This window comes from Pseudomonas nabeulensis, assembly GCF_004682045.1.
In the GTDB taxonomy this organism is placed as follows: Bacteria; Pseudomonadota; Gammaproteobacteria; order Pseudomonadales; family Pseudomonadaceae; genus Aquipseudomonas; species Aquipseudomonas nabeulensis.
This window is the reverse complement of the sequence record NZ_QUZT01000024.1, coordinates 19,231-34,956: the sequence shown is the minus strand read 5'-3', so window position 1 is coordinate 34,956 and position 15,726 is coordinate 19,231. Positions and strand designations below refer to the sequence as shown.

Sequence of the window (15,726 nt, the reverse complement as noted above, 5' to 3'; positions counted from 1 at the left end):
GAGGTAGATGATCATGCCCGACTCGTTGTCCCCAACGTCCCCTGTCGATCCGCTGCAACTGCGGATCAGCCAATTGTTCGCCTTGCGCCCCACCCTGCAGGCGTTGGCCATCACCCAAACCCAGTTCGATGAGCATCCAGAGCATGTGCTCGAATACTACGCCGAACAGTTGATCGATTTTTTCTGTGGCTCCGACTCAGCGGCCGGTAGTCGCTGGTGGCAATTGGCGCAACTGCTGGCGCAACGGCTGCGCAAGGTTCTGCGCAAAAAGATCGACCCCATCAGCCTGAGCATGCTTCAGACAGTGCTGACTTATCCCGACAGCGGCGAACGTACACCAACGCTTGAGGCGTATGGCGTGCATCGGCACAACGGTCTCGGGCTGGCGATTGTGGGCGTCGACCACACCCTGGTTTTCACCCTGAGTCATGGCCTCGAGACATTCGTCGCCAACCCACATGCCGACTGGCTGGCAAACGCCGAGCGCCTGGAGCACGACGTGTTTGAGGGCTGGGCGTTGTGCGCATTGGAGGCTGTATTGCAGCGTATCGATGCCATCGACCTGGATGCGGTTGCGCGTCTTGATCAGTTGGATCAGCAACTGGCCTGGGTCACTCGTTTCTGCGATTTGTTCCTGCCTGACCCGCAACCGTTGCATGCATCGTTACCGACATGGCTGCAGGAAGCGCCAGTAGCCGGGCGCTTGGCCTACAGCAAACTGCTGGCTGCCACGGCGGGTGTGCATCAGAAATACTGCACGAAGCCGGTACTCGATAAGCTGCCGCAGGATGATGCCGCACACCAGGCCTGTGATGTCCGGAATAAGGCCTTGCAACTGCGTCGTATAGCGTTGGAATACAGTCTGCAGGGTATGGCGGGTGTCAACCTCGATGGCTATGAACGCCTGCGCGCGGCGCTACGGACTTACGCCACCCATCGGCATTGGCACGGCGAGCCGATGGGATTCAGGCGTTTGCTGGATGAGTCGGGTTATGTGGTCGGCGCACAGCACGATGGTGCAGGCCCCTGGTTGGTTTTCAGGCCGGGGTCGGCGCAGGTTTTCCAGCAGGTGACGACGCCTCCTGAGGCCAGTCCGGCGTTTGTGGAAACCTCCGCCGTACTGCCAGCGCTGCCAGAGGACGAACAACCCGAATGGCGCACAGACCCAGGCTTGATGCGTACGGTGGCGCTGTGGCTGGTGTATCCCAAGGCATGGCCGGCAGGAGAACCCACACAGGCCACGTTACACTACAAGCGGTTGGACGCCAGTTGGGCTGGCGCCCGCGGGGCGTTGTCGGCATTGCAGCGTCATCGGTTGGGCGCGCTGGCGCATCCGTTACGGGTCGGCACCCTGATTCATGAGGGGATTAACCGTGGCCTGCACCTCTTCAACAACCTGCTGATTTTCAATAAAGACGAGAACCACTTTCACGTCTTGTCCCATAACCGATTCAATACCGTCATTAATTTGAATGTATACGAGCATAGCTTGGCGGGCGGCCCGCCCATCGCCCGTACCGTCGATGACGTGTGGGAGATCCAGGGTGCCCCAAGGTTCAAACGTGAACTGGATGGGTTGAGCGTACGCGCGCGCAAGGCGTTCGATTCAGCACGAGCGTTGTTGGCCCAGATGAACAGCGCCCAAACCGTGCAGCCAACCTTGCTTCCCGTCGAGATCGAGGAGCAGTTTGTGCGCAATGCCCGTGCACTGGATGACGCAGCGGCACGCCTTAAGCAATTCACTCAACGCCGCAGCATCGCAGAAAGTGATGAGCTGACCGTGCAATTACAAGCGCGGGCCGTCCAGCTACGGATCGAAGGCCGCCAGCGGCGCATCAATAGCGTTCGACTCAGCCAAGCGCCAACGGTGGCCGATGTGCACTACCTGCTGGAGCAAAGGGCCGCATGCATCCGCCGGCTCAATGGGCGTGTGGAGGAAACCATCGACGGCGTCGTGGATTACCTGCAGGAATATGAGGTGCTTGACCTCACCGATGGCCATCGCCCGCTCTGGTATGCCCATTTTCACTACCCTGCGCTGCACTCTGCGCCCGACCAGCCTTCGCGGGCGCACCTGAAACGGGCGGACCAGCGCAGGCTCGGGCGTGTCTATGAGCAGGCTGAAAGGGACGCCGGGCGTAGCACCCAGGTCTATCGTGGGCCGATTGCTACGCCAGCGGGCCGGCAGCTTTTCCTGTCGATTATCTGAAGCCTCATCTCTGGAAAAACAGTGACTGTGCCAGTTGCCGGCTGATCTCACTGCGATAAATCGCACTTTGATCGCTGGCGCCTGTTTGCTGATACGTGCCGCCAAATCTACGCGGCTCGCGGGTTTTAAAGTAGAAGGGAACACCCTTAATGTAGGGCTCAGCCCAGCTCACCGCACAGGTTGGTTTCGACCAGTTGTCGAACCTCAACCTGGCTCAGACCCGCACCCATCAACGCGTTCAACTTGCCGAACGCGGCCTCGCGGGTCATGCCGCCACCCGACAGCACGCCTGCACCGCGCAAACGGCTACCGGCCTCATAGACATCCAGCTCCACACCCCCTTCATGACACTGAGTGATGGCCACCACCACCACACCTTGGGCGTGCGCACGCTCGAGGCTGGCGAGGAACCCAGGGTTATCGCTGGGGCCGGTGCCGCTGCCGAAGCACTCTAGGATCAGGGCTTGAATGCCGCTATCGATCAGTGCGTCCAATTGCACAGCACCCATACCCGGCACCAGCGGCAGCACGCCGATGTTGGCCAAGGCCTTCGGCTGACGGTAATCCAGCGCCTGGGGGATGGACTGGGCACGCGGCACACCGCCCTGGCGGTTCAACGCCGCGAACGGGTTACGGCCGAAGCTGCGGATTTTTGCGCACGCGGTCGGCGCCATCAGCGCGCCGTGGAAGTGCAGGTGCACGCCCGGTGGCAAACCCGTGCCCAGTGCCTGCAAGGCACCGCTGACGTTTTCCCAGGCATCGCTGTCCGGCACGCCGGCGGGCAACATCGAGCCGGTAAACACCACCGGCGCCGGCAGGCCCAGCAGCTGGAAGCACATGGCGGCCGCGCTGTAGGCCAGGGTGTCGGTGCCGTGCAGGATCAGCACGCCATCGCAGCCCTGGTCTACCGCATCGATCACAGCGACGCGCAGGCGTTGCCAATAGGCGGGGGTCATGTTGGCGCTGTCGATCAGCGGGGCCATTTCCTGGAATTGCCAGGCGGGCAATGGCTGCTCGGCCAGTTGTTCGCGCATACGTACTTCGAAACCGGATGCGGGGGCCAAGCCATTGGCGCTGGCCTGCATGCCGATGGTGCCGCCGGTGTAGAGCACCATGATGTTGTTAGCTGCTTTAGAGCTAGAGAGGGACATCGAAAATTCTCCTGAACGAAAAACGCCGCACGGCCCCGAGCATGCCCAAGGAGGTGCGGCGTGTCATCTTTCTACGCTTAACGCTGTGCTTGGGCGCTCAGCTCAGCCGATGGCGCCGTGTCCGGTTTCGCTGGGTTCGCAGGCCAGGCCTTGCGGTCCAGGTCCAGGTCAGGGAACTGGCTGGAATCGAACACGGGCGTCTTGATGCCTGCGGCGCGCTGGTTGTCGTAGTCGTTCAGGATGCGCATGGCGATCTTGAACAGGAACGCCAGGGCGAACAGGTTGACGAACGCCAGCATGGTCATGGTGATGTCGGCGAAGGCGAATACGGTGCTCAGGTTCTCGATGGAACCCCAGAAAATCAGCACCAGTACCAGGGCGCGATAGCCCATCAGCACCTTGCGGTTGTTGCCCACCAGGAAGCGCAGGTTGCTCTCGCCGAGGTAGTAGTTGTACATGATCGAGGTGAACACGAACAACGCCAGGGCCACGGAGATAAACATGCGGCCCCAGTCACCGACGACAGCGGCCAGGGAGTTCTGGGTCAGGGCAATGCCGTCGCCTTCAAAGCCCGGGGTGTAGAAACCGGAGAGCAGGATCAGCAACGCGGTGCAGGTGCAGATCACGAAGGTGTCGAGGAACACGCTGAACGCCTGCACCACGCCCTGGGCAATCGGGTGTTCAACGGAGGCCACGGCCGCCACGTTAGGCGCACTGCCCAAACCGGCTTCGTTGGCGAACACGCCGCGCTTCACGCCCATGATGATCGCGCTGCCCACCAGGCCACCGAAGGCTTGGTCCAGGCCGAAGGCGCTCTTGACGATGGTCGCGAGCATGGCCGGCACGTGGTCGAATTGCAGCACGATCACGTACAGGGTCACGGCGATGTAGACCAGGGTCTTGACCGGCACCAGCAGGTCGGCAATCGACGCGATGCGCTTGATCCCGCCGATGAACACCAGGCCCAGCAATACTGCCAGCGCGAGGCCGGTGTAGGTGGTGTCGAGGCCGAAGGCGTTGTTCAGCGAGTGAGTCACGGCGTGAGCTTGCAGGCCGTTGAAGGCGAAGCCGAAGGTCACCAGCAGCAGGAATGCCATGAGCATGCCCAACCAACGCTTCTGCAAACCGTGCTGGATGTAATAAGCCGGGCCGCCACGGAAGGTGCCCTCTGCGTCGGTGCGCTTGTACAGCTGGCCGAGGGAGCATTCGATAAAGCTCGACGACATGCCCACCAGTGCGGTGACCCACATCCAGAACACGGCACCCGGGCCACCGAGGGTCACGGCAATGCCGACACCGGCGATGTTGCCGGCGCCCACACGGCCGGCCAGGCTGAGCATCAGCGCCTGGAACGAGCTGAGTTGGCCGGAGCTGCTCTTGAGGCTGTCTTTAAACACCGAGAACATGTGGAAAAAGTGACGCAGCTGTACGAAACGCGAGCGAATCGTGAAATAACCGCCGAGCCCGACAATGAGCACGATCAGTACTTTCCCTGAGAGGAAGTCGTTGATGACTTCGAGCATGGAGTGTTCCTCGCTGATTTTTCTAATGGCAAACGCAGGACGGTTCGACGCAATCGCTAAGCACCAGGCAGTGCGCGACCGTTCGACCCCAATCCTTTTGCGGGTTGTTATTCATGCGGTTTCGCGCTGTTTCCGGGCCTCGTTACCGACGGCCGCAGACGCGAGAGGGGCGGCACTATACCTAGGCGAACGTGATCCGTCTGCCCGGGGCGATTAAAGGTTTCAGCAGGGTGGTGGGCTTGCAGGGCGATATTGGCTTTCTTATGGGCTTCATTTCACAACCTTGAGGCAAAAAAAAGGGCCTGAAGAACGAGCCTTCAGGCCCTCAAAAGGTGAGAGGTGTCTAGTCCCTCAACCTGGTGAGCGGTGCAACAAACGCTTAGGCCTTCAGCGGGACCAAGCGTGGGGCAATCATGTTTTCGGGGCGCAGGATGTCGTCGAGCATGGCGTCGTCGAGCAAGCCTTCTTCGCGCACCAGTTCCAGCACGCCGCGGCCGCTTTCGAGGGCGATACGGGCGATGCGGGTGGCGTTTTCATAGCCGATGTACGGGTTCAGCGCGGTCACCAGGCCGATGGAGTGCTCCACCAGTTCGCGGCAGCGTGCTTCGTTGGCGGTGATGCCGACGATGCAGTGCTCGCGCAGCATGTCCATGGCGCGTTGCAGCAGGCGGATCGAGTCGAAGATCTTGAAGGCGATCAGCGGTTCCATCACGTTCAACTGCAGTTGGCCGCCTTCGGCTGCCATGGTCAGGGCCAGGTCGTTGCCGATCACTTGGAATGCGACCTGGTTGACGGCTTCCGGGATCACTGGGTTGACCTTGCCAGGCATGATCGAGCTGCCTGGCTGGCGCGCTGGCAGGTTGATCTCGTTGATGCCGGTGCGTGGGCCGCTGGACAGCAGGCGCAGGTCGTTGCAGATCTTCGACAACTTCACGGCGGTACGCTTGAGCATGCCGGAGAACAGCACGAAGGCGCCCATGTCGGAGGTGGCTTCGATCAGGTCGGCCGCTGGAACCACCGGCTGGCCGCTGATGGTAGCCAGGCGTTGTACGGCCAGGGCCTGGTAACGCGGGTCGGCGTTGATGCCGGTGCCGATGGCGGTGCCGCCCAGGTTCACTTCGGTCAGCAGCTCTGGCGCCAGGGTTTTCAGGCGGGCCAGGTCTTCGCCCAGGGTGGTGGCGAAGGCGCGGAATTCCTGGCCGAGGGTCATCGGCACGGCGTCTTGCAGTTGGGTGCGGCCCATTTTCAGCACGTGGCTGAATGCTTCGCCTTTGGCGGCGAAGGCCTGGATCAGGCTGTCGAGGCTGGCCAGCAGCGCGTCATGGCCCAGCAGCAGACCCAAGCGGATCGCGGTCGGGTAGGCGTCGTTGGTCGACTGCGCCATGTTCACGTCGTTGTTCGGGTGCAGGTACTGGTATTCGCCCTTCTGGTGACCCATGGCCTCCAGCGCGATGTTGGCGATGACTTCGTTGGCATTCATGTTGGTTGAAGTGCCGGCGCCACCTTGAATCATGTCCACCACGAACTCTTCGTGGAAATCGCCGCGGATCAGACGGGCACAGGCTTCGCTGATGGCAGCGTGCTTGGCTTCACTGAGCTGACCCAGCTCGCGGTTGGCGTCGGCCGCCGCTTGCTTGACCATTGCCAGACCGACCACCAATTTCGGGTAATGCGAAATCGGAACGCCCGAGAGGCGGAAGTTATTCACCGCTCGCAGGGTCTGGATGCCGTAGTACGCTTGAGCCGGTACTTCGAGTACGCCAAGCAGGTCTTTTTCGGTACGGAAAGATGCAGCGGAGGACATGACGGAAATCATCTCGATATGGACCCGGAACTGGCCGGAACGCTGCGAATGCTAGGCTTGTGCAGGTTTTTGGGCCAATGCTGTTCAGCACTGGCCTATGCATAAACGGCATAATGCAGGTGTGACCCGGCTATCATGGCGGGCGTGTGTACCAAAATGGTGCATACCCGTGGGAGGAAGTGATGAACCTAGAGAGCAAATGGCTGGAAGATTTCAGCGCCCTGGCGGCGACGCGCAGTTTTTCCCAGGCGGCGGAGCGACGCTTCGTGACCCAGCCGGCATTCAGCCGACGCATCCGCAGCCTGGAGGCGGCCTTGGGCCTGACCCTGGTCAACCGCTCGCGTACACCGGTCGAGCTGACGGCGGCGGGGCAGTTGTTCCTGGTCACCGCGCGCACCGTGGTCGAGCAACTCGGCGAAGTGCTGCGCCATTTGCACCATCTTGAGGGCGGGCAGGGCGAAGTCATGCAAGTAGCGGCGGCCCACTCGCTGGCGCTGGGCTTTTTCCCACGCTGGATTGCCCAACTGCGCAATGAAGGCTTGAACATCGCCACTCGGCTGGTAGCCACCAACGTCGGCGATGCGGTGCACGCGCTGCGCGAAGGCGGTTGCGACCTGATGCTGGCGTTCTACGACCCGGACGCTGCGATGCAGATGGATGCCGAGATCTTCCCCTCCCTGCACCTGGGCAACACCGAAATGCTCCCGGTGTGCGCCGCCGATGCCGACGGCAAACCGTTGTTCGATCTGGAGGGGGAGGGCAGTGTGCCGTTGCTGGCCTACAGTGCCGGGGCATTTCTTGGTCGTTCGGTGCACTTGCTGCTGCGCCAGCGCGCGCTGCGCTTTACCACCGTGTACGAAACCGCCATGGCCGACAGCCTCAAGAGCATGGCCCTCGAAGGCCTGGGTATTGCCTGGGTGCCGCAGCTGAGCGTGCGCGCCGAGTTGGCGCGCGGTGAGCTGGTGGTCTGCGGCGGTCCGCAATGGCATGTACCGCTGGAAATCCGTCTGTATCGCTGTGCATTAGTGCGCAAGGCGAATGTGCGGTTGTTGTGGCGCAAGTTGGAGGGTGGGGCGGCGAGTCCGACAGTCTGACCCAGTGAGCGATGCGGCGTGCATCCACGCTGTGTGGCGAGGTTGTCGGGATGTTCAGGGAAGCGTCTTGAGGTAATTCTTGATGTTTTCTCTGTTCTTTTCACTGAACCGATAGGCATTGCCACGCAAGAAAGACCATTCGTCCAGGGGCCTCATCAGAGATTCGTGCCACCAGCCATTATAAATAACCTCACCGTCTTCATGGATGGCACCCAGCATATGACCTACTTCGTGAGCGGCCGTATCATATTTGGTGGCAGACGCAATGGCGAAATGGCCTCGTAATTCGGCGATGCCGTATTTGTAATTAGAAGCGCTGAAACCAAAGTTGTGCTGAGTGAATAACAAAAATTTGTCCAGTGCCGAGTAGGGCTGTGAGGTCTTTTTCAAATACTCGATGACCCGCGCTTTCCAACGGTCCAGAGCGTTAGCGCCAGACCCTTGTCGGTAAGCAAACTGGGAAAGTTCCGGCACCATGTCAGCGGTGATCAGGTGTATGTTGACGCTGCGGCTCGTTAAATTTTGAAGTTCTGTTTTTAGCCATGAAAAATAGTCGTTATACAGAGACGCAGGGTTTTCGTTCTTCAGGTCTTCATGCATGAAGACGGTCAGTTTGATGGGGGATAATGGGCTGGGTTGCTCGCCCCTTTTTTCATCTTCTTTCTCTATGGCTGCCTGGTCTTCCTCCCAGCGCTTTATCAGTGGAAGCGCGCGCGTTTGCAAACAAGCCCCGAAAAATACAAAGGGTCTGGCATCAATGCCTTGTTTCAGAAAGTGGAATTTCCAGTCCGGGGGCGGCAAAGTTGTGGTGCGTGACCAGAAGTCAGTGAAGTCTTCCTTTTGCTTTTCGATAAGCTGTTGGACCTGTTTCTCATAAAAATCCTGGCTGAAGGGGACCGGTGTCAGCCGAACATCGTTTTCATTTAACACCTGGTTGCCCAGACTTTTCAATTGTCGTCGATCTTGCTGAGAGAGGCTCGCCGCTAGCCCATCCAATGCGTGAGCCTGAGACTCTGCGGCCAGGTGCACTTTCATGACGGCAAGGGAAGTGAATTGCTGCATTGCGTTATCTGGAACGTACAACACACAGTTGTTTTCACTTCCAATGTGTTCCTTTGGATAACGGCTGATCAAAAAGGCCCCGCAAAGAGGTATATGCACTCCGCGCGAGTCATTTTCAAATGACAGCCTGTAAAGGTAGGCATCGGAGAGTGACCCAGGGTAAGCAAGCCTGCAAATCAGTGCGCCACTTATCAGCTTGAAAGAGCCGTCAGTTATTCTGAGTACGTTGGCGCAATGTAATTGAGCTTCCAGCAGTTGCGCCATGTAGGCTTTATTGGTGTACGGAACATGTGCGTGCGGGCCGTTCCAGAATGCGTCGATCATGTTGTGGTAATAAATAATACCTTGAAGTTCGAATAGCGCACGCCGGATTGCGCTCTGGCCGGGCTCGGAAATTCTTTCCAAATGGCCGTTTTTTTTCAGGTAGAAACTGGAAGCGGTGAGTTCATGTTCGGCTAAACGCCCAAACAGGTAGATGACCTCAAACAGCGCTTTCAGATTTCTTTCTTCTGGCGCAGACGTGACCGTCATGGCGTCTTGCTGATCTAAACAATAGATGTCTTGGACGTTGACTTCATGTAGTGCAACGCTGATTTTATCTTTTAGGAATTGAAAGGCATGTTTATGCGCATTTTCGAATAACGCGTTCAATGTCTGGCGTGCATTGTCGTGCAGTACTTTCAATGTCTGCGCGGCTTGCAGTTGCCTCATATTCATCACGGTGAGAGGCGTAGGTGTAGAGCGAACCACATGGGGTGTAGTCATCGAAATGAACTCCTGTTTCATCATTTGTCGTTTTGTCACGGCGCCCGCCGCGATAGCCCCAAACAATAGTGATGATGAGCAGGGTTTTATGTGCGATGAGAAGGCAAGTGCAGTGGTAGTTTTCCTCAATGGTGAAATGAAATGTATGGGGCAGATAAACCCCTACGAACATGCCTCGATTCATTGACTTGAAAGTCAGTAAAAAGACCAGGTCAAGGCAAAAGACAGATGGTCACTCAAGGGGCTGTTTATCTGCGTTATTACGGTATACTGCGCGGCCTTCGGCCGGTCCAACCGGCCACATTTCGTACAACAAGCCACGCCGGATTTCCCGCGTGGCTTGTTGTTTTTTGACGCGCCTGCGGGCGCCCAGAGAGAAGAGGCACGACGATGAGTGCATTGGTTGGCGTGATCATGGGCTCCAAGTCCGATTGGTCCACCCTTAGCCACACCGCCGATATGCTGGAAAAACTCGGCATTCCGTATGAAGTGAAAGTGGTCTCTGCCCACCGCACCCCGGATTTGCTGTTCCAGTATGCCGATGAAGCAGAATCCCGTGGCATCGAGGTGATCATCGCCGGTGCCGGCGGTGCAGCGCACCTGCCAGGCATGTGCGCAGCCAAAACCCATCTGCCGGTACTCGGTGTGCCGGTGCAGTCGGCGATGCTCTCGGGCGTGGATTCGTTGTTGTCCATCGTGCAGATGCCAGCCGGCATTCCGGTGGCGACCCTGGCCATCGGCAAGGCCGGCGCGATCAACGCCGCGTTGCTGTCCGCCAGTATCCTGGGCGCCAAGCACCCGCAGTTCCATGCGGTGCTGAAAAAATTCCGTGCTGAGCAGACAGACAGCGTGCTGGACAATCCAGACCCACGCATCGCCTGAGGTTGTTGACGATGAAAATCGGTGTAATCGGTGGCGGCCAACTGGGTCGCATGCTGGCCCTGGCGGGAACCCCGCTGGGGATGAACTTCGCTTTCCTGGACCCGGCGCCGGACGCCTGTGCGGCTGCCTTGGGTGAACACCTGCGGGCTGACTACAGCGACCCGGACCACCTGCGCCAACTGGCCGACGAAGTCGACCTGGTGACGTTTGAGTTCGAAAGCGTCCCGGCGGAAACCGTGGCCTTCCTGTCGCAGTTCGTGCCGGTGTATCCGAGCGCCGAAGCCCTGCGCATCGCCCGCGACCGCTGGTTCGAGAAGAGCATGTTCAAGGACCTGGGCATTCCCACACCGGCCTTCGCCGATATCCAGTCCCAGGCAGACCTGGACGCCGCCGTTGCCAGCATCGGCCTGCCGGCCGTGCTGAAAACCCGCACCCTGGGTTATGACGGCAAGGGCCAGAAAGTCCTGCGTACCGCTGCCGATGTGGTTGGCACTTTTGCCGAATTGGGTAGCGTTGCCTGCCTGCTGGAAGGCTTCGTGCCGTTCACCGGCGAAGTCTCGCTGATCGCCGTACGCGCCCGCGATGGCGAAACCCGCTTCTACCCATTGGTGCACAACACCCACGACAGCGGCATCCTCAAGCTGTCCGTCGCCAGCACCGACCACCCGTTGCAGGCCCTGGCGGAAGACTATTCCAGCCGCGTGCTCAAGCAGCTGGACTATGTAGGGGTGATGGCGTTCGAGTTCTTTGAAGTCGACGGTGGCCTCAAGGCCAACGAAATCGCCCCGCGCGTGCACAACTCCGGGCACTGGACCACCGAAGGTGCCGAGTGCAGCCAGTTCGAAAACCACCTGCGGGCGGTGGCGGGCTTGCCATTGGGTTCCACGGCCAAGGTGGGCGAGAGCGCCATGCTCAACTTCATCGGTGTTGTGCCGCCGGTGGAGAAAGTCATCGCCATCGACGACTGCCACCTGCATCACTACGGCAAGGCCTTCAAGGCCGGGCGCAAGGTCGGCCACGCCAACCTGCGCTGCAAGGACCGCGCAACCCTCGAAGCGCAGATCCTCAAGGTCGAAGCGCTGATCGCCGAGCAATAAGCCGGGCGGCGGCGGGAACCATTGGTTGCCGCCGCCTCTCTGATTGCAGGACAGCAAAGTCTGACTAGGCTTTGCTGTATCCACTTCATTCAGAGGGAAATGCCATGGGTATCATCGGAACCATCTTTATCGGCCTGATCGTCGGCCTGCTGGCGCGTTTCCTCAAGCCCGGCGACGACAGCATGGGCTGGATCATGACCATCCTGCTGGGTATTGCCGGTTCTCTGGTTGCGACCTACGGTGGCCAGGCACTGGGTATCTACCAGGCGGGTCAAGGCGCAGGCTTTATCGGTGCACTGATCGGCGCCATCGTGCTACTGGTGATCTACGGCCTGGTCAAAAAGAAATGATCTAAGCGACAAAGCCCTCTGCGCTGCGCAGGTGCAGGGGGCTAGAATGCGCGCTACCTGTATTTGTCGAGCCTCTCCATGCGCCGTCTTCTGCTGACTCTCCTTCTGTTGGGCTCCGGCCTGGCCCACGCCGGCGAACTGCCGGAAACCGACTGGCTCGACCTGATGCCGCTTTCCGACCAGAAAGCCCTCGAAGCCATGCCCGAGATCGACCACAACTCACCCGAAGCCCAGGGCACGTTCACCGACAAAGGTGGCCTGAAGCAGAGCAAGGGTTTGCCGGCGGTGATGTATTCCACCAAGACGGTCGCTGCCATGAACGGCAAGAACATCCGTATCGGCGGCTACCCGGTGCCGTTGGAAACCGATGCCAAGGGCCGCAGTACGCTGTTCTTCCTGGTGCCGTACCCCGGCGCCTGCATCCACGTACCGCCACCGCCGCCTAACCAGTTGGTGCTGGTGCGGTATCCCAAGGGGTTGAAGTTGGATGATATCTATACGCCGCTTTGGGTAACGGGGACGCTCAAGGTCGAAAAGGTCAATAACGACTTGGCCGACGCCGCTTATGCACTGGATGCTGGGAAGGTGAGGGTGGTGCAGGAGTCGGATCTCTAAAGCCTAGCGAAGACCTAATGTGGGAGGGGGCTTGCCCCCGATAGCAGTGGGTCAGCCAATACATCTGTGACTGATACACCGCCATCGGGGGCAAGCCCCCTCCCACATTTTGACCCTGTTTACAGGGCGATATTGGCGATGCTCACGCCCAAGGTGTGGCTTTGGCCGGGTGCCAGCTCAACGACATCAGCCAACACATTCGCCGTCTCGATGCACAACATCCCCGTCCAACCCTCATCAGCCATATCATCAAAAGCCTTGGCGCGTTCGGTCCACGGGTTCCAGATCACCGTCGACTTTGAGCCCTGGCTGGTGAGCTGGATGCGGCGCTGCCAATCTTTATCGACAATACTCAACTGCGCCGGCGTATCGAGATAGATGCGGTCGGTCTCGGCGATGAAGTGCAGCAGGCCGGATTGCTTTTTTTCGGTCCAGCCATCGGCGGTGTCGATATACGCTCCACCGTCCAGCCCCTCGACCTGCACGTTACGCACATCGCTCACCGCAAAGTACGTATGCAGCGCCTGGCTGAGGGTCACGGTGTCGGTGCCACGGTTGTGGCTGGTCAGGCGGATATGCAGCTGATCATCCAGCAGCAGACTCAGTTTCAGGTCGACTTGATGGGGCCAGCCCGGAAAACCACCCGCAGGCACCGGCAATACCAAGTCGATACGCAACGCATCGCCTTCAAGTTCGGTCCCTGCCAACTCCCACAGCGCCGTGCGCGCAAAACCATGAGCCCCGGCGGGTTGCTCACTCTGGCGCATCGCCTTCACGCTCTGTGGGTTGCGATCAAACACACCAAACCACGGCCAGCACACTGGGACACCGGTGCGAATGCCTTTGCCTTGCTTGAACACCGCTTGAGGGTTCGGCCAGATCAGCGGCTGCTCGCCATCGCGCTGGTAGCTGAAAATATGCGCGCCCTGTTGGGCCACCTTCAGTTCGGCGCCGTTGTGGCGGATGCGCCAGCAATCCAGCTCGTCGATTTTCACGGTTTCAACCTGGGGCGTCGGCATAACAAAGCACTCTCAATGGCAGGCAATGGGGCAATTGACCGTCAAAACCCGGCGAGGTTTAACGTGCGCGCGACGGGACCGAACGTGTACGGCCACTGCCGTCGATGGCGACGAATACAAATACCGCCTCGGTGACCTTGCGCCATTCGCTGGACAGCGGGTCGTCGCTCCACACTTCGACCATCATCTGGATCGAGCTGCGGCCGATTTCCAGGGCCTGGGTATAAAAGGAAAGCTGCGCGCCCACCGCTACCGGCACCAGGAACGCCATGCGATCAATGGCCACGGTGGCGACTCGTCCACCGGCGACCTTGCTGGCCATCGCCGTGCCGGCCAAGTCCATCTGCGCCACCAGCCAGCCGCCGAAGATATCGCCGAAGCCGTTGGTTTCACGGGGGAGTGCGGTGATCTGCAGGGCGAGGTCGCCTTGCGGGATAGGGTCTTCTTGTTCGAGTTCGATCATGCCGGGGATGCCTCTCAAGACTGCGGGTTCTGGCGCGTGCGTGGGCCGAGTATATCGACACCCTCGCGCCACGACGACCGTCTGTGGCGGATTTGGTCGGTAATTAGCCGCTGTATCGCGGCTTTTTCCGGCAACTGTGCTTCTGGTGTGCTTTTGCGGGCGATTTGCTATCTTGCCCAACCCGTCCTGGCGCAACAGCACCTTGATCTGCCGTTCTGACTAATAAGAGAAGCCTTGCCATGTCCTCCGTGCCCGCAAGCAGTGCGCAACCGTCGCGCCCGCTGACCCGCAACGACTACAAAACCCTGTCGCTGTCTGCCTTGGGCGGGGCGCTGGAATTTTATGATTTCATCATCTTCGTGTTTTTCGCCACCGTGGTCGGAAAACTCTTCTTCCCCGTCGACATGCCCGAATGGCTGCGCATGATGCAGACCTTCGGCATCTTTGCCGCCGGTTACCTGGCGCGCCCATTGGGCGGCATCATCATGGCGCACTTCGGTGACCTGCTGGGCCGCAAGAAGATGTTCACCCTGAGCATCTTCATGATGGCCGTGCCGACCCTGATCATGGGCCTGCTGCCGACCTACGCGCAGATTGGCCTGTGGGCGCCGATCCTGTTGCTGCTGATGCGCGTCATCCAGGGTGCGGCGATTGGCGGCGAAGTGCCGGGCGCCTGGGTGTTCGTCTCCGAGCACGTGCCCCCGCGCCATGTCGGCTACGCCTGTGGCACCCTGACCAGCGGCCTTACCGCCGGCATCCTGCTGGGCTCGCTGGTGGCCACGGCCATCAACACCCTGTACACCCCGGTGGAAGTCTCGGATTACGCCTGGCGCATCCCGTTCCTGCTGGGCGGCGTGTTCGGCCTGTTGTCGGTGTACCTGCGCCGCTGGTTGCATGAAACGCCGATCTTCGCCGAGATGCAGCAACGCAAGACCCTGGCCGCCGAATTGCCGCTGCGTGCGGTATTGCGCGACCACCGTGGCGCCATCGTGCTGTCGATGCTGCTGACCTGGCTGCTGTCGGCCGGCATCGTGGTGGTCATCCTGATGACCCCGACCGTGCTGCAAACCGTCTACCACTTCACGCCGACCATCGCCCTGCAGGCCAACAGCCTGGCCATCGTTACACTGAGCCTGGGGTGCATTGCTTCCGGTGCCCTGGCTGACCGCTTTGGCGCAGGTCGCGTACTGGTTATCGGCTGCGCGCTGTTGCTGGCGACGTCCTGGACGCTCTACCACAGCCTGATCGACCACCCGGACTGGCTGTTCCCGCTGTACGCACTGACCGGTCTGTTTGTAGGCACTATCGGTGTCGTGCCGTATGTCATGGTGAAGGCCTTCCCGCCGGTGGTGCGTTTCAGCGGCTTGTCGTTTTCCTACAACGTCGCCTACGCCATCTTCGGTGGCCTGACGCCGCTGGCAGTGTCGCTACTGATGAAGGAAAGCCCGATGGGGCCTGCTTATTATGTGGCGGCGCTGTGCCTGATGGGGATGGTCGTCGGCGGCTACCTGTGGAAGCGCGCACGCTAGGTTTTTGATGATGATCGCTCCCGCGCCCTGCGTGGGAGCGATGGTAATCCCCCGCTTTGTCCCTCCTCCTGCTGATAGTGGCCTTTCATCTAACTGTCACATTGCAGACATAGAGTGTTCACACGGCCTCCCGATACTTGGCCCCGATCCAACTATCCCTATC

13 protein-coding genes are annotated in these 15,726 nt (G+C 59.9%); 7 read left to right on the top strand and 6 right to left on the bottom strand.

The features are described from left to right. The first annotated feature begins 13 nt into the window (after positions 1-13). The gene (locus DYL61_RS14485) at positions 14-2,209 is read left to right on the top strand and encodes a hypothetical protein (RefSeq protein WP_135308871.1); all 2,196 of its coding nucleotides are present in this window, start codon (positions 14-16) and stop codon (positions 2,207-2,209) included. A gap of 158 nt (positions 2,210-2,367) precedes the next feature. Here DYL61_RS14485 and DYL61_RS14480 read toward each other — a convergent pair whose 3' ends face one another. From DYL61_RS14480 to aspA, 3 genes are all read right to left on the bottom strand, one after another. Continuing rightward, positions 2,368-3,324, bottom strand: a complete 957-nt coding sequence (locus DYL61_RS14480; protein ID WP_135308902.1) for an asparaginase — start codon at positions 3,322-3,324, stop codon at positions 2,368-2,370. A 113-nt stretch (positions 3,325-3,437) separates the two neighbouring features. Continuing rightward, entirely contained in the window at positions 3,438-4,883 is a 1,446-nt protein-coding gene (locus DYL61_RS14475) for an alanine/glycine:cation symporter family protein (protein ID WP_135308870.1), read from the bottom strand. Positions 4,884-5,262: 379 nt separating this feature from the next. Then, positions 5,263-6,687 carry an aspartate ammonia-lyase gene (gene aspA, locus DYL61_RS14470; protein WP_135308869.1) on the bottom strand — a complete coding sequence of 475 codons (1,425 nt, stop codon included), beginning with the start codon at positions 6,685-6,687 and terminating at the stop codon, positions 5,263-5,265. A gap of 182 nt (positions 6,688-6,869) precedes the next feature. Here aspA and DYL61_RS14465 point away from each other — a divergent pair, with 182 nt between their 5' ends. Then, the gene (locus DYL61_RS14465; protein ID WP_135308868.1) at positions 6,870-7,781 is read left to right on the top strand and encodes a LysR substrate-binding domain-containing protein; all 912 of its coding nucleotides are present in this window, start codon (positions 6,870-6,872) and stop codon (positions 7,779-7,781) included. Positions 7,782-7,835: 54 nt separating this feature from the next. On the opposite strand, the gene DYL61_RS14460 is transcribed toward DYL61_RS14465, so the two are convergent. Further along, complete coding sequence (locus DYL61_RS14460) at positions 7,836-9,608, bottom strand: zinc metalloprotease (protein WP_135308867.1); 1,773 nt, start codon at positions 9,606-9,608, stop codon at positions 7,836-7,838. 390 nt (positions 9,609-9,998) lie between these two features. Here DYL61_RS14460 and purE point away from each other — a divergent pair, with 390 nt between their 5' ends. From purE to DYL61_RS14440, 4 genes are all read left to right on the top strand, one after another. Next, positions 9,999-10,490, top strand: a complete 492-nt coding sequence (gene purE, locus DYL61_RS14455) for a 5-(carboxyamino)imidazole ribonucleotide mutase (protein ID WP_003176980.1) — start codon at positions 9,999-10,001, stop codon at positions 10,488-10,490. An 11-nt stretch (positions 10,491-10,501) separates the two neighbouring features. Next, positions 10,502-11,587, top strand: coding sequence for a 5-(carboxyamino)imidazole ribonucleotide synthase (locus DYL61_RS14450; protein WP_088422012.1), 1,086 nt, complete (start codon positions 10,502-10,504; stop codon positions 11,585-11,587). A 104-nt stretch (positions 11,588-11,691) separates the two neighbouring features. Then, the gene (locus tag DYL61_RS14445; RefSeq protein WP_135308866.1) at positions 11,692-11,937 is read left to right on the top strand and encodes a GlsB/YeaQ/YmgE family stress response membrane protein; all 246 of its coding nucleotides are present in this window, start codon (positions 11,692-11,694) and stop codon (positions 11,935-11,937) included. A 78-nt stretch (positions 11,938-12,015) separates the two neighbouring features. Beyond that, positions 12,016-12,552: a DUF3299 domain-containing protein gene (locus DYL61_RS14440; protein WP_135308865.1), complete on the top strand. Its 537-nt coding sequence runs from the start codon at positions 12,016-12,018 to the stop codon at positions 12,550-12,552. A gap of 119 nt (positions 12,553-12,671) precedes the next feature. Here the strand turns inward: DYL61_RS14440 and DYL61_RS14435 are convergent, their stop codons facing one another. After that, positions 12,672-13,571: a D-hexose-6-phosphate mutarotase gene (locus DYL61_RS14435; protein ID WP_135308864.1), complete on the bottom strand. Its 900-nt coding sequence runs from the start codon at positions 13,569-13,571 to the stop codon at positions 12,672-12,674. A gap of 58 nt (positions 13,572-13,629) precedes the next feature. Then, positions 13,630-14,034: an acyl-CoA thioesterase gene (locus tag DYL61_RS14430; RefSeq protein WP_003176975.1), complete on the bottom strand. Its 405-nt coding sequence runs from the start codon at positions 14,032-14,034 to the stop codon at positions 13,630-13,632. A gap of 239 nt (positions 14,035-14,273) precedes the next feature. Here DYL61_RS14430 and DYL61_RS14425 point away from each other — a divergent pair, with 239 nt between their 5' ends. Beyond that, positions 14,274-15,563 carry an MFS transporter gene (locus tag DYL61_RS14425; RefSeq protein WP_135308863.1) on the top strand — a complete coding sequence of 430 codons (1,290 nt, stop codon included), beginning with the start codon at positions 14,274-14,276 and terminating at the stop codon, positions 15,561-15,563. Positions 15,564-15,726 lie beyond the last annotated feature (163 nt).

Bases quoted from the DNA above. Each gene is read 5' to 3' on its own strand.
- DYL61_RS14430 (WP_003176975.1), bottom strand. From the start codon at position 14,034: ATGATCGAACTCGAACAAGAAGACCCTATCCCGCAAGGCGACCTCGCC.
- DYL61_RS14440 (WP_135308865.1), top strand. From the start codon at position 12,016: ATGCGCCGTCTTCTGCTGACTCTCCTTCTGTTGGGCTCCGGCCTGGCC.
- DYL61_RS14425 (WP_135308863.1), top strand. From the start codon at position 14,274: ATGTCCTCCGTGCCCGCAAGCAGTGCGCAACCGTCGCGCCCGCTGACC.
- aspA (WP_135308869.1), bottom strand. From the start codon at position 6,687: ATGTCCTCCGCTGCATCTTTCCGTACCGAAAAAGACCTGCTTGGCGTA.
- DYL61_RS14450 (WP_088422012.1), top strand. From the start codon at position 10,502: ATGAAAATCGGTGTAATCGGTGGCGGCCAACTGGGTCGCATGCTGGCC.
- DYL61_RS14485 (WP_135308871.1), top strand. From the start codon at position 14: ATGCCCGACTCGTTGTCCCCAACGTCCCCTGTCGATCCGCTGCAACTG.
- DYL61_RS14480 (WP_135308902.1), bottom strand. From the start codon at position 3,324: ATGGTGCTCTACACCGGCGGCACCATCGGCATGCAGGCCAGCGCCAAT.
- DYL61_RS14475 (WP_135308870.1), bottom strand. From the start codon at position 4,883: ATGCTCGAAGTCATCAACGACTTCCTCTCAGGGAAAGTACTGATCGTG.
- DYL61_RS14445 (WP_135308866.1), top strand. From the start codon at position 11,692: ATGGGTATCATCGGAACCATCTTTATCGGCCTGATCGTCGGCCTGCTG.
- DYL61_RS14435 (WP_135308864.1), bottom strand. From the start codon at position 13,571: ATGCCGACGCCCCAGGTTGAAACCGTGAAAATCGACGAGCTGGATTGC.
- DYL61_RS14460 (WP_135308867.1), bottom strand. From the start codon at position 9,608: ATGACTACACCCCATGTGGTTCGCTCTACACCTACGCCTCTCACCGTG.
- DYL61_RS14465 (WP_135308868.1), top strand. From the start codon at position 6,870: ATGAACCTAGAGAGCAAATGGCTGGAAGATTTCAGCGCCCTGGCGGCG.
- purE (WP_003176980.1), top strand. From the start codon at position 9,999: ATGAGTGCATTGGTTGGCGTGATCATGGGCTCCAAGTCCGATTGGTCC.